The sequence below is a fragment of the Neobacillus sp. K501 genome (genome assembly GCF_053749995.1).
Map to the genome: position 1 here is coordinate 127,250 of NZ_JBSLYA010000004.1, position 19,778 is coordinate 147,027.

The 19,778-nt window shown below is 40.7% G+C and carries 14 protein-coding genes; 8 read left to right on the plus strand and 6 right to left on the minus strand.

The genetic code is table 11. The features are described 5' to 3' along the window. Window positions 1–2 precede the first annotated feature (2 nt). Together ACWM35_RS11365 and essC are read right to left on the minus strand one after the other, a co-directional pair. Window positions 3–254 (minus strand): methyltransferase, encoded by a 252-nt coding sequence (locus tag ACWM35_RS11365; RefSeq protein ID WP_454818414.1) that lies wholly within the window; start codon window positions 252–254, stop codon window positions 3–5. Then, a complete protein-coding gene (gene essC / locus ACWM35_RS11370; RefSeq protein WP_454818416.1) occupies window positions 247–4,836 on the minus strand; it encodes a type VII secretion protein EssC in 4,590 nt (1,529 codons plus the stop codon). The genes ACWM35_RS11365 and essC overlap by 8 nt, the downstream gene beginning before the upstream one ends. Before the next feature lie 456 nt (window positions 4,837–5,292). Between essC and ACWM35_RS11375 the strand changes: the two genes are divergently transcribed. The 5 genes from ACWM35_RS11375 (at window position 5,293) to ACWM35_RS11395 (ending at window position 10,004) form a co-directional block, all read left to right on the plus strand. Next, the gene (locus tag ACWM35_RS11375) at window positions 5,293–6,960 is read left to right on the plus strand and encodes an AAA family ATPase (RefSeq protein ID WP_454818418.1); all 1,668 of its coding nucleotides are present in this window, start codon (window positions 5,293–5,295) and stop codon (window positions 6,958–6,960) included. A gap of 752 nt (window positions 6,961–7,712) precedes the next feature. Then, window positions 7,713–7,922, plus strand: a complete 210-nt coding sequence (locus ACWM35_RS11380; protein ID WP_454818420.1) for a DUF2997 domain-containing protein — start codon at window positions 7,713–7,715, stop codon at window positions 7,920–7,922. Between the two features lies 1 nt (window position 7,923). Next, window positions 7,924–8,658, plus strand: coding sequence for a hypothetical protein (locus tag ACWM35_RS11385; protein ID WP_454818422.1), 735 nt, complete (start codon window positions 7,924–7,926; stop codon window positions 8,656–8,658). A gap of 39 nt (window positions 8,659–8,697) precedes the next feature. After that, window positions 8,698–9,405, plus strand: coding sequence for a ComEA family DNA-binding protein (locus ACWM35_RS11390; RefSeq protein WP_454818424.1), 708 nt, complete (start codon window positions 8,698–8,700; stop codon window positions 9,403–9,405). Beyond that, window positions 9,405–10,004, plus strand: coding sequence for a 4Fe-4S single cluster domain-containing protein (locus tag ACWM35_RS11395; protein WP_454818426.1), 600 nt, complete (start codon window positions 9,405–9,407; stop codon window positions 10,002–10,004). Before ACWM35_RS11390 ends, ACWM35_RS11395 begins: the two co-directional genes overlap by 1 nt. A gap of 57 nt (window positions 10,005–10,061) precedes the next feature. Here the strand turns inward: ACWM35_RS11395 and ACWM35_RS11400 are convergent, their stop codons facing one another. Further along, window positions 10,062–12,641, minus strand: a complete 2,580-nt coding sequence (locus ACWM35_RS11400; protein WP_454818428.1) for a leucine-rich repeat domain-containing protein — start codon at window positions 12,639–12,641, stop codon at window positions 10,062–10,064. Between the two features lie 277 nt (window positions 12,642–12,918). Between ACWM35_RS11400 and ACWM35_RS11405 the strand changes: the two genes are divergently transcribed. Together ACWM35_RS11405 and ACWM35_RS11410 are read left to right on the plus strand one after the other, a co-directional pair. Continuing rightward, window positions 12,919–13,665, plus strand: coding sequence for an ABC transporter ATP-binding protein (locus ACWM35_RS11405; protein WP_454818430.1), 747 nt, complete (start codon window positions 12,919–12,921; stop codon window positions 13,663–13,665). After that, window positions 13,662–15,620, plus strand: coding sequence for an FtsX-like permease family protein (locus tag ACWM35_RS11410; RefSeq protein WP_454818432.1), 1,959 nt, complete (start codon window positions 13,662–13,664; stop codon window positions 15,618–15,620). The genes ACWM35_RS11405 and ACWM35_RS11410 overlap by 4 nt, the downstream gene beginning before the upstream one ends. Before the next feature lie 6 nt (window positions 15,621–15,626). Here the strand turns inward: ACWM35_RS11410 and ACWM35_RS11415 are convergent, their stop codons facing one another. Together ACWM35_RS11415 and ACWM35_RS11420 are read right to left on the minus strand one after the other, a co-directional pair. Beyond that, window positions 15,627–16,616 (minus strand): sensor histidine kinase, encoded by a 990-nt coding sequence (locus tag ACWM35_RS11415; protein WP_454818434.1) that lies wholly within the window; start codon window positions 16,614–16,616, stop codon window positions 15,627–15,629. After that, window positions 16,613–17,287, minus strand: a complete 675-nt coding sequence (locus tag ACWM35_RS11420; protein ID WP_454818436.1) for a response regulator transcription factor — start codon at window positions 17,285–17,287, stop codon at window positions 16,613–16,615. Before ACWM35_RS11420 ends, ACWM35_RS11415 begins: the two co-directional genes overlap by 4 nt. A gap of 150 nt (window positions 17,288–17,437) precedes the next feature. On the opposite strand from ACWM35_RS11420, the gene ACWM35_RS11425 reads away from it, so the two are divergent. Then, window positions 17,438–18,430: a hypothetical protein gene (locus ACWM35_RS11425; RefSeq protein ID WP_454818438.1), complete on the plus strand. Its 993-nt coding sequence runs from the start codon at window positions 17,438–17,440 to the stop codon at window positions 18,428–18,430. Between the two features lie 344 nt (window positions 18,431–18,774). Here ACWM35_RS11425 and ACWM35_RS11430 read toward each other — a convergent pair whose 3' ends face one another. Beyond that, window positions 18,775–19,611: an aldo/keto reductase gene (locus ACWM35_RS11430; protein ID WP_454818440.1), complete on the minus strand. Its 837-nt coding sequence runs from the start codon at window positions 19,609–19,611 to the stop codon at window positions 18,775–18,777. Between the last annotated feature and the right edge of the window lie 167 nt (window positions 19,612–19,778).

The window sequence follows — 19,778 nt, forward strand, 5'->3', positions numbered from 1 at the left end:
ATTTATATCAGCATGAGCTTAGAACCGTGCGTGATGCCCAGTTCTGCAATCGCCATGTTAATATTGTAAATAATTCCTGTTGCTGCATCACACAACACAGCATTGTCGTTGGCTTTGTATTTGCCATCGGATAAATCGCTTAATAGAGCGGAGACCAGCACGACTACTTCACTCATTTGACTTTCTAATGGAAGGTAAACATCAAAGCTTTTACCCGCAGCGGGAAGGAAAATTTCAACAAGTACTTTATTCATCGATATCCCCCTTCTCCACTCTATCGTTTAAGAGCTTGACTTTTACCCCTTTGCCATTTTGTAAGGAGAAGCCAAATTCAGCTGTCATATCCTCGCGCATTTCCGCGCTTGGTTTTGTCGCCTTCAGGTTAAATTGCTCCATGATGCCGCCGCCAACCCAAATGCCCTCACTCGGATTGATATGGTGTTTATACCATTTCTCAAAAGTAATTCCTGATAGATTCTTAGATTGCTCCGCAATGATGAATGTCAGATTATACTTAGTCTCGCCCTTTTCGAGAAGTAAGCCAAGCTTTTCCGCCCCTTCTTTTGATAGAGCATTTTTTAAGGCAGCGATAGAATGAATGACAATGACTTTATGGTCAAAGTGCTCCACGTCCATCCCCTTTTCAAGCGCCTCTTTATAGGTATTATTTCGATAAAGCACCAGGTCAAACAGTGCGGCGACAACATTTTCAAAGTCTTTAATGGTTGAACAATAAGTAAGCCCATCATTCGTTCTATCGATAAAGGCTTGCTGGCCATCGATTAACGTGACATCTAATCCACCTTTTTCCGCCATAAACCTTGATAAGTCATAGGTTAAGGCTTGGTGCTCTGTTGAAGCAGATAAAATCATATTGAGATAGGAGCGGCCAAATGGATAATAGTGAACATTCAGCGTGTTCTTCTCTACCCCGATTGGAACGGTTAGGCTTCCTTTGCCGCGAACATATTCTGTCAAGAATTCGCTATCTACCCGCTCTGGTAAGATCGGAATCTTCTTGGCCATATTCCCTTTCCAAGCATTTTGAAGCTTCTGGGATTCCTGTTGGATAAACTGGAATGGTACCGAATTAGCGGTGATTTGGGCAATCTGGAATTCATAGACCGCGTCCTTCTTCACAAGACCTCTGCCTTTGAATTTGGATGGGTATAATCCATCTGTTTTACCAACCACAGTCGCATAATCGGTCTCATCATTTAGCTGTAAAGTTAACAATTGCTTGAAGTTTTGCAGTAAACGGAATCGAACCCCACTGGTTCCAAGAGCCGTTAAGACAAAGTAGATTCCATACTTTGTTCCTTCACGTGAAAGGTAGGATACGGCCGCTTCTTTTTCTTCGTATATTTCAGTAAAGGCCGCAAAGTTATTAATCGCCACAACAATTGACGGCAGTTTTTCACCTGTAGCCTTGAGATAGGAAGCATAATCGCCCCCATAATCAGCAAATAGCTTCTTGCGGAATTCCACTTCCATTTGCAGCATCTTAAATAGATTGCTGATTTTCTCTCCTTCATAGGAAAGGATGACATCGCCCACATGTGGGGATTTGGCAAAGGCCTTTAATGTTTCCGAGGCAAAATCTAGTAGATAGATATTTACCTCATCAGGTGTGTGCTCCTGCATCAAGGAATAGACCATCGTATTTAAGAACGTTGTCTTGCCACTTCCAGCCACCCCATAGACGATCGTATTGCCTTCTTCTGTCAGTGGCAGGCGAAGGATGCATTGCTGCTGTCTTACCGGGTCATCATACTCACCAATTACCGGATTCAAGACCAATGGATTCTCTTTACCTATCTTGTATTTCTTCTTCACATCATCTAATAGAATCATGGCAGGAATCGGCTCCAGCCAAAGCGGCCTAATTTTAATTTGTTCTTCAGCCGCAATATTTCTTAAATAGTCCGTAATAACATCCATTTGCTTTTTAGGATTGGTAAACAGCGTTTTCTTATTATCCAATTTCGCTTGTTTAATCGGACGGCCATTGCGATCGATCACGACCACACTATTGTCTTTTTCAACAACGACCTTATCAGATGGATAATAAGGCGCCCCTGCCCAAGCTGACTGCCCCATTTCAAATAATTCGTTGTAACCGACTTGAAGGTAGAAGCGGCCTGTATCTGTCAGCTCAGCCGCGTCCGGTCGTTTCAGCATGTCCATACTGTCGGCTCGTTCTTGAACCTTCAGGCTGACCCTAAATTTACTATTACTCCAAATCTGATCATCGACCACACCACTTGGTTTTTGTGTCGCTAAAATCAAGTGGATTCCAAGGCTTCGACCTATCCTGGCGGCACTAACAAGCTGGGTCATAAACTCCGGTTGCTGCGTTTTTAGCTCTGCGAACTCATCCGAAATGATGAATAAATGCTGGAGCGGTTCGTTGACAACACCCTCACGATAAAGCTTTTGATATTTATAAATATCAATATTGCTCTCTCCTACAGCTTTACTTGCCTCTGCAAACATTGCCTGTCTGCGTTTCAATTCACTTTCAATCGAAACGAGTGATCTTTTAATCGCTGCACCATCTAAATTGGTAATAATCCCAGCTGTATGCGGCAGTTTTTCAAAAGACTTCGCCATTCCGCCGCCTTTATAATCGATTAAAATAAAGGCAACCTCATTGGGATGGTAATTTACGGCCAATGATAGGATATAGGAAATGATAAACTCACTCTTACCTGAACCAGTCATACCCGCTACCAATCCATGGGGGCCATGAAATTTCTCATGCAGATCCAATTTAAATAATTCGCCCATTGTATCGACACCAACGGCCGCTTCCAATGATTTCGTTGGATCATTGTCCTGCCACCTTGTGAGTGCATTTAAATGCTCCACCTTCCCTACCCCAAATAACTCTAGGAAAGTGACCATATTCGGTAAAAGAAAGGAATTTGCAGAAGTATCAATTGTCACATTGGCCAACTTGACACTTAACTCATAAGGATCAGCATTTAAGTAAATATCCGGGATAAAATCTGTTGATTTACCCGTAATATCGTTTTTATCAAAAAGCCGGCCGCTTTTTTCATCCAGTTCGACGACCATCGTACACTCTTTAGGGAGATTTTTCAGTTCATCATAAAAAGTGATAACACTGATTTCCATATTCTTTTTCTTCGAATAAATCTGCTTTAACATCTCCGCCCTCATCGACAGCTGTTTACTCAAGGCAAACACAATATAATAAGGCTTCACGTCATCGATTTCATTCCCTTGATTAGCGAGACGGACCGTTAATTCTTGTTCAGCGAAAGCTGAAACTTCCTTTACTTCATTCGGATTGGTTGCAATATAACGAAACTTACGGTCATTGCTCCAAACATGGGGTAGCCACTTGGTAAAACCAAAATGCTCCTCCTCTTCGACATCATACACAAAGATCATTCGGACCTCATCGTAACTATATAAAGCGGCAATTTGAAAAATTAATCCTTTGGCAAATTCAATCGTTTGTTTGCGGTCACCAATGACACCGGATATGTAATTTTCAAAGAGTGATAACGTGATTGGAATATCTTTTAATACTTTCGGAGACTCAATGAGTGTGTACAACTCTTCCTCTAGATTGTCATCATCAATCGAGAATTTTTTTTCAGAGTAGCTAATATCAGCAGCTAAAAGACCGTTGCCTGTTCCGACCCTTAATTTAAGAAAATCATTTTGCCCCGGGCCGCGTTCCCATAGATTTCGTTCGACCTTTTCAATTCGCTGAATCAAATTCTCCATGGGAACATGATTTTCTCGGAGAATTTCTTCCTGCTTCTCCGCTTCCTCACTAAAAAGGACCGCGATTTTATCTAGGTATTTTTTATATTTCTCTTGACGAATCTTTTCCTTTTTACGTCTGCGTCTCATATCATATTTCTTGGACAAGATCGGCCAAAGAATCGTTCCTAAGAGCATGCTGCAGGACATGACAATCGAAGGCATTGCTCTGGAAAAATCGCCCGTTGCCATCGCATTATTAACCGCAAATATCCCCGTTGCCATCGAGGCCATTCCCATCGTCACAGAAGGACCAAGCACTAGCATTAGCGGCATCTCTTCCCCAATCGCATTCGGCGGTGGGGAGTCAATTTTTATTTCTGCCTTTTCTATATCCCTCTTAAATCGCGGTGAGCGATAAAAATATTCAGGGGCAGGAGCTTCATACTCCTCCTCTTCATCTGGAGATTCGACTGGTTGATTAATAAAAGGCTTTAAAGCATTCGTGCGTAGGGATAGGGTTCCATCGGGATTATTAAAAGCCACGAAACAGCTACCAACAATCACTTTGTATCCCATGATGTAAATCATGTCGCCATTTTTTAATTTCCTACTGGTCACTCTCTCTCCTGCAATAAAGGTTCCATTCGTACTATTCTGATCGACAATGCTCCATTGACCGTTCCGGAATGAAAGCTTTGCATGTGAGGCCGATACAAATCGATTGGCTAGTACGACATCATTTTGCTCAGTTCTCCCAATTGAGATATCGATATCTTGATTAACCAAATATTTCGTAAATATCTGGCGGTCATCCGTACTCGGCTCGATAAAGACGATTGATTTACCCTCTTGACCTTCCATCGCCAAGTTATAAATACTTAACGGGCTTAACACCGTATTTCGAATGGGTTTGCCCGAGCTGTCAACAACCTTAACATCCTTATTGGACTTTAGAATCCACTCTTCATTGATTCCTTCAATCCCAATAAGCTTTTTTGTATTTGTAGAATCATAGAGCCAATATTGCCCTCTAATTTTTTCAGGTAAAGTAATCGAGTGGATCCTCGTTTTACTAATTAAATTTACGATCATTTGTTTAACTTCCCCTTGTTCCATCCCATTTGAAGCTTATGAAATAACTGTATTCATTCTGTTCTTTATCTTGGAATTTTTTTACCAATAAAATTTTATCACAAAATCTAGAAATCTCCTTCTTTTTGATAATTATTGACAAAAAACAGGAAATTTTGACTGTATCCAAGTCGAAAAACACGGCATTGTTCATAGGACTTTTGTCTTATTTTGTAATTTTTATCTTAGTAGTTTCTTTGTCTTAACCCATTTCGGTGTATGATAAAAGGAAATTCTTAGAATTTATTTAAGGTGAAACTTCAATCATTGGGGGTTTTTTTCATCCCCCAATGATTGTTAGTTGAACCAATCGGGCATTTACGAGCAGTTATCCCCCATCTATACACTTTGGTTATTCCTCAAGTTTTCAGTGGGGATTTACTACCCGTTAATGCGGGATAAAGGAGATCAATAGGAATGTCGGAACAAACCAATTCTCATTTTAAAATCTATCTTTCTAATCTATTAAAAGCACGTTTCCCCTATTTATATATGGCAACATGGGAAGAGGAGCGGGCAGTTTCTGTGATTCGCTCGGTTGTCACGGATGAAAGCCTAATCAAGACCCCTCGGAAGGTTTTTACCTGGAGTGTAACAACTGGATTGTCCGAGAATGGGCAAAAAGGCAAAGAGGACTCGAAGGCTCCTTTAAAAGCACTCGAGTTTATTGAAAAATACGATGAACCAGCCATCTTTATCTTGAAAGACTTCCATGTGTACTTTGGGGTAAATGGACGGCCTGGAGATAATCAGCTCATTCGCAAAGTTCGGGATCTCTTACCCTTATTGAAGCAAAGCCCAAGCCCGAAAAATGTAATCTTTGTCAGCCCAAGCCTCGTCCTGCCAGACGATTTGCAAAAGGATGTGACCATTGTCGACTTTGACCTCCCATCTTTTTCCGAAATTAAGTCCGTTTTAGATGAGATGATACATGCCAACCAACGCAGCGGGCGGATTGTCATTGATTTGAAAGAGGATGAAAAAGAACGACTGGTAAAAGCGGCATTAGGGTTGACCCTCCATGAAGCGGAGAATGCTTTTGCTCGAGCCATGGTCGAGGACGGCCGATTAGATGTAAATGATGTTGAGATTATTATGGAAGAAAAGCGGCAGATCATCAAAAAATCCGGTATTCTCGAATTCATAAAAAGTGATCTGAAAATGGAGGATGTTGGCGGACTCGAAAACCTAAAGCGCTGGCTAAAGAAACGGGATAAATCCTGGCTGGATTCAGCACAGAAATATGGATTACCTTCACCGAAGGGAGTTCTCATCACCGGTGTCCCTGGCTGCGGAAAAAGCTTGATTGCCAAATCGATTAGTGCGATGTGGCAACTCCCCCTGCTTCGCCTAGATATGGGAAAAATTTTTAGCGGGATTGTTGGCAGCAGTGAAGAAAATATGCGAAAAGCGATTCAAACGGTTGAAGCCATTTCACCGTCGATTCTGTGGATTGATGAAATTGAAAAAGGGTTCAGCGGGATTTCCTCTGGAGGAGATAGCGGAACGTCAAGCCGGATTTTTGGAACTTTTTTGACATGGATGCAAGAGAAAACGAAGCCTGTATTCGTGGTGGCAACAGCCAATAATATCCATTCCCTTCCAGCGGAATTGCTGAGGAAAGGCCGTTTCGATGAAATCTTCTTCGTTGACCTGCCTACGATGAATGAACGGTTGGATATCTTCCGGGTCCATATTCAGAAACGATTAACGGACGCTGATGTGATCGGAAAGTTTGAAGCGACGGACGAAGTATTGGAAGCACTTGCCCAATTAACAGAGGGATTTGTAGGAGCCGAAGTGGAGCAAGTGGTGATTTCGGCGTTATTTGAGGCCTTTTCGGAGGACCGGAGCATTGAATTCGCTGATTTTGAGAGGGCCATTCGTAATACCGTCCCCCTTTCTGTGACCCAAGCAGAACAAATCCAGGCCATTCGAGCCTGGGCAAATGTTCGTGCGGTGGCGGCCACTCCAAAAGAAGATCGGGTGGAATACAAGAATGAACAGGCAGTCGAGAAAATGTCACTAACCAAGGATGACGAGGATGTCCGGAAATCACGGGGTGGTAGAGCGGTAGACTTTTAGAGTGACGGCTTTTGCAATCACTGTTGCTTTTATTGTCTCCGAAGGACCTTAGTTGTTTCGAATCTTTCGAATTAGAGATAGCAAATTAATTTGCACATGCACTCAAGCACTGATGCCCTTATTTATGAGTTTTCTTGTTTAGAGGGAATCAGATGCATTCTCTGATGACCACTAGCTTGGTTTTCCTTGCTTGATGGGAATCAGATCATCTCTCTGATGACCGCTAGCTTCGGTTTCCTTGCTTGATGGGAATCAGATGCATTCTCTGATGACCACTAGCTTGGTTTTCTTTGCTTGATGGGAATCAGATCGTCTCTCTGATGACCGCTAGCTTCGGTTTCCTTGCTTGATGGGAATCAGATCGTCTCTCTGATGACCTCTAGCTTCGGTTTCCTTGCTTGACGGGAATCAGATCGTCTCTCTGATGACCGCTAGCTTCGGTTTCCTTGCTTGATGGGAATCAGATCGTCTCTCTGATGACCGCTAGCTTGGTTTTCTTGGCTTGACGGGAATCAGATCGTCTCTCTGATGACCGCTAGCTTCGGTTTCCTTGCTTGATGGGAATCAGATCGTCTCTCTGATGGCCGCTAGCTTCGGTTTCCTTGCTTGATGGGAATCAGATCGTCTCTCTGATGACCTCTAGCTTCGGTTTCCTTGCTTGACGGTCATCAGATGCCTTCTTTTATGATAAGCAACAATTTTACAGAAAAGAGCCTTAAAACAGAGGATGGTGTATTTAGGTGTCAAAACAATTGAAAATCCAAATTTTCCAGGATGGTCAAATTCAAGCAGAGGTTTTAGGTATAAAAGGAAAAAAATGCACCGATTATATTTCGATCCTGGAAGAATTACTAGAGGCAGAAACGATTGACTCGGAATATACCCCGGAATATTTTGAATCGGAAGAACTCGAACTCTCCGAATTAAACAAACTAAACCAGAAAGCAAAGGGGGAATTTTAGCATGTCTGTGTCATTAGCCCTCATTCCCATTGCCCTTACATTAAGAGCTGTAATGGGCAACGACAAATTTCATGACTGGGCAGATTCCATGCAAGTGAAGGTAGCAACCAACTTTACGAACGAACTAGACCTTGTGAAAACCTTACGAAGAGCAGGTTATGATGCCGAAAAAACGGGTGGTAGTATTAAGACTCATTTAGATGGTGGAAAGCAGTTCTTCTATTGGGAACAGGTCGATGGAAAATGGCACGCTATTTTTGCAAAATCAGATTCACCATCGGTTCTCGAGCAGTTTATGAACGATATTGAAGAAAAATCGCAGCGAAAAATCTTCATCGGCGATATTCACCAAGTAGAAGAACAACTTACTAGTGAATCCATCCAATCCTTCCCTACCAACTTCCGGGATGGACAAATTTTAACCCGCACGTTAAAAGAGTTTGGAGTCAATCCGATTCAAGGGGACGATGGTACGATTACTTGTACCGTTCAAGGGACAAAGCTAACCTTCCGTCAGTATGACGATGCACCTTTTACCCTTGAAATGAAAAATCCACTAAACCTACACGAAATCTTTCTGTATTTATCTGATGTGGATGATGAGTATAAGCGCTGTGTTCAATCCATTGTTTATGAAAAACTGAAACAACGGGCTGCCGATAAAAATTTATCGATTGAATCAGAAGAAGTGTTAGACGATAACTCGATTGTGATCACACTCAATATCGAGAAATAATGCCACCTATGAATGAACCACTTTAGGAGGATTGGAAATATGAATAAGAAGACTTTTTGGGAGGTTAAGAATTCCTTATGGATTCTATTCACCTTTACCATTGTGTTAAATTGGGTAGCTTTCTTTGTGATTGGCCATAAAGCAAAATATAAAAAGTGGAAAATGTATGGAGCACTTTATTCCTTTCCATTTATTCTCTTTATCATTTTTGATGAACTGTTCTATGTAGGTGAAATACCAATTGGATTAGCCCTGATGGTAGGATGGATTTCCTCGATAATCCATGCCTTCCGAATTCGTAAAGAGTACCTGCTTCGCTTGGAGGCAGTTGAACTAGCAAAACCTGAAGAAGAACGGAGATTAAGGGGAAAGATTGAATCTGAATATGGTGTGAGATTAAAACAGGAAACAGCATCATCACAAATGAACGGACAGCAGATTCCTGTACCACAACCAAGCCGTAAAATGGTTGATAGCAATCCCGTTCAAATGGTGAATTCTGTTCCGCTTGACCTCAATCATGCTTCAGAGCTGGAACTGGCCGAGCTTCCAGGGGTTGGGGCAATTTTGGCAAAGAAAGCGATAAAAGAACGTGCAAACAGGGGTGGCTTCCGCTCCTTAGAAGATTTTTCTCAACCCTTGGGTTTGAAACCACATATCGTCGAAAGAATTCGTCCACTTGTAGTGGTCACAGTCCCTAAGGAAGATCAGCCGCAAGCATGGTCCGGACGGATGGTTGATTTTTAATGAAGCTACGATTACATCAATTTATTCCCTTTACCCGAGTGGAGGGTCCAGGTGAAAGGGTCTGTATCCAAGTTCAAGGATGTCCGATTCGCTGCTCCGGCTGTGCCGTTCCCTTTACATGGTCCACCAAGGGTGGTTACGATGTGACCGTTTCGGAATTGGTTCAGCGGATCATTGAAGGACCTAAGGTAGAAGGGATTACCTTTTTAGGCGGCGAGCCTTTTGAGCAAGCTGCATCCTTGGCTAAATTAGGGGCTCGTTTAAAGGAGAAAGGCCTGTCGGTGATGACCTTTTCAGGATATTTGCTCGAAGATATTCGCAAGGCAAATCGCAAGGACTGGAATGACTTATTAAATGTAACGGATCTGCTGATTGATGGCCCTTTTATCAAGGAACAGCGAGACCTCAGCCGGCCATGGGTCGGGTCAGCCAATCAGCGTTATCACTTTTTAACCGACCGCTATCTCCACTTGAAGGAGGAGTTAATGAGCAAACCAAATCGCTTAGAAATTAGGTTGAAACCAGATGGCCGCGTATTTGCAAACGGCATGGCAACCGTAGAAGAATTAGAAGGCTTATTTCATGATTTACTAAAATAAGCAGGTGCCTCAGACTGCTGTTCAAAAGAAAACCGTCGGATTTCTCCGACGGTTTTTTTACGCTTGTTTTCTTCTATTAACTAACAATAGGCTTGTTCCTATTAAAAGGAGAATCATTCCAATTGCTAAATAGTTGAACATGGAAGTTGCTGTATTTGGAAGATTTTCACCCTCACTCTTCGTTACAACAGAACCAGTTCCCTGAGTGGAAACATTCGATTCATTTGATTCAAAAACAGTATACGTACTAAAATGGCTGGTTTCTGCGGTTACTACACCATTAGCAAAAGTTCCACCAATATTTTCCCATTTCCCTGTTTTTTCATTGTAATAAAATACTTTTAATTTCGAAGGATCTTTCACTCCATCTAGGTTTACATTGAAGGTTAATGTAATCGGCTGGCTAAATTGGCTGACAACCTTGTTACCTTGTGTAATCGTAAAATCATAGACATCACTAACAGCATTTGTTACTGTTGGAAGCTTCTTCAATGTCACACTTGTGGTTTCATCTGCAAAAATACTAATTGGAATATGAAGGGAAACCGCTTCATTTTTCACAGCAAGTGCTGCTCCCTTTTCTTTAAGCTTTTGAATCTGCTCTTTGGTCAGGACAACGTCTATTTCTTCTTTTATTTCTTTTCCAAGGTTAACCATAAATGTTCCGCCGGTTACTACTTTCACTACTTCAGTAGTTGAAACAGCTGCTTGGTTTCCTTTTACAGTAGGGACAACAACCGTAACATCTTTCGTTACTTGTCCTGCGTTACCACCAGAATTATTGTTTTGCCCATCCGAACCGTTATTTTGCTGAGGTTGCTCAGTACCTTGATTATTTCCAGTTCCAGGCTTCTCACTGCCGCCATTCCCTGTTCCCGGCTGTTCTGTATTACCTTCTCCATCCCCTGTAGATGGGTGTTCTGGCTCACCGGTTTCAACTGGTAGTGTACGGACTTGAACTGTGCTATAAATGTTATCATCCGAATCGTTAACTAATTCAAGCGTTAAGAAATAATTTGTATTCGGTTTTAAGTGAGTAAACTCAAAACTCTCTTTACCTTCAAGCTCATAATAATCGTCGTTGATTGAAACCATCTGGGCATCGTAATTCTCGTAATTGTCCCAAGAAACACTAATAGAATCTGTAGACACTTGATTCACATGAAGTAAATTTTTTACTTCCTTCGCTGGGTCATTAAAGTATACTTGAACACCCTTCTCTTCTAACTTTTGAATCGTATTTCTTGCTGGTGAATACTCAGATAAATCTAACTTTGGCATGTTACCCAGTACTAAATAATTTAGATGAGCAAGTTGTTCCACAGCAGAAATATTTGTTATTTGTGTTAACCGTAAGTCGAGAATCATCAATTTCTGTAACCCTTCAATACCGGCAAGATCTACAATAGGGTTATTTTTCAACTCTAAAAATTCTAAGTTTGATAACGACAATATCGTGTTCAAATCTGAAATATTGTTATCATACAGAGTTAAGCCTACTAAATTTTCCATTCCCGATAAAAACTCGATATTCTCTAACTGATTATCATCTAATCGGAGACTATCTAATTTTTGTAAATTTTTTAAAAAAGAAAAGTCCTTTATTTTTACAGATCCTAAATCTAAAGAGGTTAAAGATGAAATTTGACCTAGAGGCCTACCATCTGTGATAGGATTACCTGTTAAATCTAAGGCGTCCAGCTTTGATAATTGAGTAAGTGGGGTTAAATCCACAATTTGATTATAACTAAGTTCTAACCATTCTAAATTAACCAATTTCTCAATACCAGTTAAATCTGAAATTCCCTTTTCATAAAGATCAAGTGACACTATTTGCTCTAAATCACTTTCTAGTAAATCTCGTTCTAATCCCAATTGTTCTTTAATCGCTGCTTCAAGAATTTTATCAGGGAATTTAACCATAGCCCCTGTTGGCGCATTTAAAGTGGAAAAAACCTCTGTAGTTTCAAGAATAGTTTGACCATTTACATCTTCCGCAATTACAGTTATTTCATAATCAGTTTTAGGTAATAAGTTTACAATCCGGAACAAGCCCTCTTCATCCTCTTCTCCAACTTCATCACCATCAACCAAAACTTTGTAGTGATCTACTGCCTGTGAGCCAACATAAGAGAAATATATTGTAATAGACTCATCCGTTGCCTTATCCAGACCCAAGTATAAGTCTTCATTAATATCTTCCGGTTCATCAGGGCCATCCATACCTGGCATTGTAACGGTAACCACGTTAGAGGTGTGAATTAGCTCATTATTACTCCATCCATTTACTTGATAGGTAATCACTGAACCTTCTTCAGCTTCTGGCGAAATACCTATGAACTCATACTCTACGAATTTATAAAGACCATCCCCTTGCTCCTTTGAACGGACCGGGGTAAGGTTTTCGACAACAAGGATTTCACCATTTTGGATGATTTCAAATCTGTCAAATTCTTTTCCAATCTCAACATAAGCATCCCATTTTAAAGACATTTGACCAAAATTATGATGTTCAACTTCCGAGAGATTAATTCTACCCACATCCGCTGAAACCTGGTCCAGCTTTGCTACAGGGCCCAGTAATGCCAGTAACAGTACCGTAACGACCAGTATATGAAACTTCTTCCACTTTTGCATGATATCCTCCTATAAAAATTGTAATATTTTCTTTTAAAACAAAAATAATTATAACATTTTGCTAGGAATTTAGAATTATATTTTTACATTTTTTATCCTTTTTTATCATATATCGACAAAAATTCCACTATTATTCTCTTTACCTGATATTACTCAATATAGACAAACTTTGCTATTCTTCACCCAACATGACAAAAATGTCACTTTAGATGTTGTTAGTTCGATGGTTCGAGGGCACATTAGTCGGTATAGTATGGTGGTGAAGGAGGACGAAACAATGACGAAAATAATTCAAACAAAGAACCTATCGAAAGCTTACGGAAAAACACAAGTGTTAAAAAATATTGATTTATCGATTGAAAAAGGGGAATTCACCGCCATTATGGGACCGTCTGGCTCAGGGAAAACCACCTTAATGAATACCCTCTCCACCATTGATTCCTTTAACGGCGGAGAAGTCTGGATCGAGGGACAATCACTCCTCGATTTGAAAAAGAAAGCCTTACGGGAATTCCGCCAAAAACGAATGGGCTTTATTTTTCAAGATTACAATTTACTTGATACCTTAACAGTGAAAGAAAATATCCTGTTGCCGCTCTCCCTGCAAAAAACGCCTGTCGCGGAAATGGAGCAGCGGTTAGCGAAAATAATTGAATCATTAAATATCGAATCCATTTTACATCAATATCCGTCTGAAATTTCCGGCGGCCAAAAGCAACGGACAGCTGCAGCGCGGGCGATTATTACCAATCCAGCGATTGTCTTTGCCGATGAACCGACGGGTGCACTGGATTCCCGGTCCGCTACCCAGCTGCTTGAACAAATGCAACAACTGAATCAAACATTTAACACTACTGTACTAATGATTACCCACGATCCATATGCAGCAAGCTATTGTGAGCGCGTGGTATTCCTGCGTGATGGAAAAATCGTCAACGAAATGTTTAAAGGAGAACAATCAGAAAAAGAATTTTTTGACCGGATCCTAACGATTCAAAGTGCAATAGGAAGTGACAAGCGATGAGTTTATTGGATTTATCTTGGAGGAATGTGAAGCGGAACTTCCGCTTGTATACCATCTATTTCATTTCCATGCTTGTCGGGGTTGTCATTTACTTTACCTTTTCGGGGTTAACGTTTAACAAGGACGTAGTCGAAGCGATTCAAAATAAAGAAAACTACAAAATGGTTATCTCCATTGCCTCGGTGATTGTCTTTATGTTTATTGTGTTCTTTATTTTGTACGCGAACTCCTTTTTCATGAAACAGCGAAAAAAAGAATTTGGTATGTATTTACTTTACGGGATGAAAGAAAGACAAGTGGCGGCAATGGTCTTTTTTGAAACATTATTCTTAAGTGCCATTTCTGTATCCAGCGGGATCTTAATCGGCGGGTTATTATCGAAATTCTTCGGTGCCGTACTAATGAATCTTATGCACTACAATGAGGACATTTCTTTTGCCTTTCCACTTGAGGCGATTGTTTCAACGATTTTGTTATTCGCTCTATTAATTGGGATTATTACGATTCAAAGCTATCTTAGCGTCCGTCGTGTGCAGCTAGTTGAATTATTTCATGCAAAAGAAAAAATGGATAAACCGTTTAGATTTTCTTTTGGCTTAGCACTATTGTCGATTATCCTGATTGTCGGATCCTATTACACGATCACACTTTCGGGAAATACAGACCTATGGAAAGATCATCAAAAGGTAACCTTAATCGCAACAACCGTGGCATTGATTCTCGGAACGTATTTATTTTTCCGCCAGTTTTCTGGTTGGGTATTACAAAGAATGAGTCAAAGTAAAAATTACTTTCAAGGGAACAAAATGTTATGGATTTCCTCCCTTCGCTTTTCGATTCGAGGAAATACGATTAACTTTACGTTTAATTCCTTGATTAGTGCAGTTATTATCTTTGCGGTTGGATTTATTGCCGTTGATTATGCCGTAAAAGCAGATGTTGTTAAAAAGGAATTTCCGAACCATTTTGCCTTTTCGACACAGGATGATCGAACACTAAACCTAATCGAACAAATTATGAATGACTCTCATCCGATTATCGCTCATGAAACCATCACCGGAATTGAAACTGAAAAAATTCAAAATCGAAAAATAGTATTAAGCTATCCAGAATATTATACCGAAGAGTTTTACCTTTTCCCTGAGTCACAATTAAATGCAATCGTGGATTTACGTGGAGTCGGTGAAAAAGTAGAGGTAGATGGGGAAGAAGCCATTGTTTTAACAAGAGGAATTGATGAACCGACTAAATATAAAAGCCCACAGCCTGAGATGACGGTATTAGAAGATCAGACATTTCGGATTGTCGAAAAAATCCGCTATCCGTTGTTAAGTATCCCAACAAATCCTGGTGGAGATACCGCTCCACAACCTTCTGTACTTGTGATTTCAGACGAAGCCTTTGCGGACTTAAAAGCGAATCATCCCCTTTCTTCGTATGAAATTTACCAGATTGAAGATCCGAAAACAGCGAATGACGTTTCAAGAAAAATATACGATCTAGTTAGCAAGACAGAAGGCGCCTATTATTCAGCCTTTATCGATATGTATTCCATTGATACCGAGTCGTCGTCTTTAGTTTTGTTCTCCGTGGCGTTTTTTGCCGTCATTGCCTTGTTTGCTTTAGGAAGTGTCATTTATTTCAAACAGCTGCGCGAAGCAACAGAAGTGCGAGAACACTTCGCTATTCTGCGAAAAATGGGAGTGGACGATAAAGAAATTAAAAGGATTATTCGCAAGCAATTGTTGTTCGTCTTTTTACCGCCACTCATCCTTGGATTGGTACACAGTTGGTTTCTTTTATATTACACCGTCATTCTAATCATAAAAGATTTACCTTCGCTAACGACGATCATTTTTTCCGTCATGGGATTGTATGTACTAACGTATTTAATCTTTTACCTATCATCAACATCCATTTACTACAAAATTATCAGTGAAAAAAATACACGGTGAGTGCTTCTACTCATCGTGTATTTTTAAATATGGATCCATATCTACTGGGAAGTGGATGATAAATTTAGTGTACTCCCCCACTTCCGACGTACAACTAATATAATGTCCTAATTTATTACTTAACTGCTGGGCTAAATATAACCCCATTCCCGTAGACTTCGCATGCGTACGTCCCGTCTCCCCTGTAAACCCACGATTAAAAATCCGCGGCAGGTCCTGTGGACTAATGCCGATCCCACTATCCCGAACAATCAGCTGTTTTTCTTTTGGTGTTTCTAAAGCTGAAATCGTAATCTCTCCACCAATTTCGGTATATTTTAAACTATTGGTCACCAACTGATTGACAATGAACTGCAGCCACTTCGGATCACTTTGAACCTCTAGTGAATCTACCTCGATGTTAACACGGATTTTTTTGGAAAAAAAGGTTTTCGAATGTGACTTCACAATCTCCTTTGTAACCTTGATAGTGTCACATTTTCGAATATCGTAATCCTGATTAAAACTGTCGAGTTTGGCGTAGTAGAGCGCCTGATCAACGTAATTTTCAATCTTCGAAATTTCTTCTCTTAAACTATCCGAGTCCATATCGGTTTGCTGCAGTAAACGAAGAACCGCAATCGGCGTTTTGATCTCATGGAACCAAGAAACAATAAAATCATAGTGTTCATTCTTTCGTTCTTGAATGATGTTCATCTCACGGATATGCTGGTTATGGAGATCCTCGATGTACTGTTGGGCAAAATCTCCTTCCAGTGATACGCTATCGTAATTCTCCTTCATTTTCATTTGTCGGATCACTCGTGTATTCTGCTGGTAGCGATAGATCATAAATCCGAGTAATACAAGGAAAGACAGAATAAAAGCATAGCTAAAAGTCCCCCATTCAAACTTCCCGCCGCTATCGATAAAAAACACCGCGGCGGAAATAAGGAAACTAGTCAAATACAAATAAATATAGGACTTTTCAAATTGTAAGAAGCGCAGGAAGCTCATTCGATCAAATACCCCATTCCTTTTCGGGTCACAATGAAATCATCCAGCCCAAGCCCAGTGATTTTCCGTCGCATTCGGTTCACATTCACCGTCAAGGTATTATCATCAACGAACTGATCCTCATTCCATAGTGCTTGCATCAAGTCCTCGCGCGAAACAATTTTTCCGATATTCCGCATCATCAATTGTAAGAGGATGAATTCATTTCTGCTTAACTCCGTACTTTTTCCATCATATTCAATCGTTGAATTGGTCACATTTAATTTCAGGCCCCGATGGCTGAACGTTAAGGTCTCACCTGCCTGATAGGTGTATTTCCGGCGGATGAGCGCACTGATTTTTGCGATAAGAATATCCAAATCAAACGGCTTCTGGATAAAATCATCCCCGCCCATATTGATGGCCATAATGATATCCATGTTCTGATTTCTCGATGATAAGAAAATAATTGGTACCTTGGAAACGGAGCGGATTTGCTGGCACCAATAATAGCCATCAAAAACGGGAAGGTTTATGTCTAATAAAACTAGGTGGGGCTCAGCCGCTTCAAACTGTGTCTGCACTTGGTCAAACTCAGCCACTTCCACGACATCATACTGCCACTTTTTCAAGGTATCCGCGACAATCCGTCTAATTTTTTCATCGTCCTCAATCATCATGATTCTATACATTAATATCCCTCATTATTGTTTAAATGGTCTCTACTTTTACTTTAGCACAAACACCAGAGGATTATCATGTCGCTATTACACAGCTTTTTTTAAAAGAGCTATTTAGAAAAATTATCCAATATTATACAATAGGATTTAAGGGGTGATGGAATGATTACTGGAATTGTAGCAGCCGGAATTATTTTAGGTGGAATCACGGTTGGTGCTGTTTATTTTTCAAAAAAGAACGAGCAAATGAAGTTATCAAAGGAAAATATCCCGTCGCGTCTCGGGATTCTTCCAGGTGTACCAATAGATTCATTGCTTAATAGATTGGATGGAGCCCTAGATGATGAGTTTGTAAGCCAAGTGAAGGAGCGTTTTCTCCAAGAAAATCCAAAGGTAACGGCGGATGAATTTGAGTGGCGCTTATTTGAGCTGAAGCGGTATTTCTTGTTAACCAATTTATTAAAGCAAGCTCCAATGTTTAGTGAGGAAGTAGATGAAATTTGGCATCAGATGATTCTCTTCACGCAAAAATACCAGGTCTTTTCCGAGCAGTTTTTAGGAAAAATGCTCCACCATACGCCAAATACCAATCCAAAACCGGTACCGCAGGAACGAGCCTTTTTTGACTGGGTATTTTCCCAACTGTTCACGGTTACGGAATTCAGCTGGAGAACATGGGGGAGTTTTTTCAGATATCCACTCGATACTGCTATATTGAAGGATTTCAACGTCCATACAAAAGAATGGCTGATGGAAAAATACTTCAAAGTCACCGAGGAAAACAAGGAAATTGTGGAATATTTGGTCATCCAAATGAAGCAGCAATTACACGAAGCTGAAAAAATGGACAAAAAGGGATCGTTTAAGAAGCAGGAAACCTTTGGGGAAATGACTCAGTTGTCATTCGTCATGGTCTTTTGCTCCTACTACTATTTTGATGACTATTGGACACACGCAAAAGTATATGCGGCGGCCAATGCCTCCAAATACACAAGCGGCTGCTCAACTGCTGTTTTTTGCGGGTATGCATCGAACGATAACAGCGATAAAGGCGGTCATGGAGACGGGGGCCACGGTGGGTCCCATTGTTCTAGCTGCTCGTCGGGCGGCGGATCCAGCTGCTCAAGTTGTGGTGGTGGGTGCGGATCGTCATAAAAAAAATGCACCATGAAGGATCTTTATAAGCTAACTGCGGATTCCCTCATCTAAGCTTATCGGTTGGGGGATTAGGATAAGCACCCGAGCTAATAGATAAACGGAAGAATTCCGCTTATTTCTTAATACTTATTAAAAAAGGCTTAAATAGGCGGAGAGATTCCGCCTATTTACTCAAAAAATTCGAAAATAGAAGATTTTGCTTTGCTTAACCGGAAAATTTCCCCTTATTTGTCCCGAAACGGGCTCCATTCTGCATTTAACCGGAAATTCTCCGCTTATTTTACTACACTAGAGCTGGTTACCAAATTCAGGCCAAAACATTTTATTTGGAAGAGTGTGCGCTAAAACCCTACTCTCATCGTATCCGGATGTGATCCCGCACGGCTGTCTTGGTTAAGTGCGTCGATTTCTTCCATATCTCCCTGCGTTAGTTCGAAGTCAAAGATATCCGAGTTTTCGATGATGCGGTGTTCTTTGATTGATTTTGGAATCGTAACCACTTCATGCTGCAGATCCCAGCGTAAGATGACTTGAGCAACGGACTTGTTATATTTATGCGCAATGTCGACAAGAACAGGTTCGTTTAAAAGCTGGCCTTGCTTTAATGGTGACCATGCTTCCATTTGAATACCTTCTTTTTGACAAAACGCAAGAAGTACTTTTTGTGTTAAATGAGGATGGAACTCCACCTGGTTAACCATTGGTTTAATCTCGCAGTCACTCATTAAATCTTCTAAATGATGAATTTGGAAGTTACTAACGCCAATCGCACGGACACGACCGTCTTTGTATAATTTTTCAAGCGCCTTCCAAGTGTCTTTATATTTATCCACACCAGGCCAGTGAATCAAATAAAGATCCAAATAATCTAGCCCTAGCTTATTTAAACTCGTTTCAAAAGCTTGTAAGGTGGTTTCATATCCTTGATCTGAATTCCAAACCTTGCTCGTCACAAACAATTCTTCACGAGGTACACCAGATTCTCGAATTCCTTGACCGACACCTTCTTCATTTTGATAAATAGCAGCGGTATCAATACTGATGTAACCATTTCGAATCGCAGCTTTTACCGATTCAACCACTTCTTCCCCTTCGGAAACTTTAAAAACTCCTAAACCCATCCATGGCATTTTCACTCCGTTATGTAACGTAACTGTGTCCTTTAAACTTGTTGGCATCTAGCTAACCTCCTTTTAGTTTACGTGCTGAAATGACTTTCTTGCGGCACGTACCTTCTCCATATATTGTATCGCATAGTCTGTAATCAGTTCAAAATCCCCGCTTTTGGCAAGTGCAACCAAATTGCCGCCTATCCCGGCAAATAAGGCACTTGATAAAGGTTACA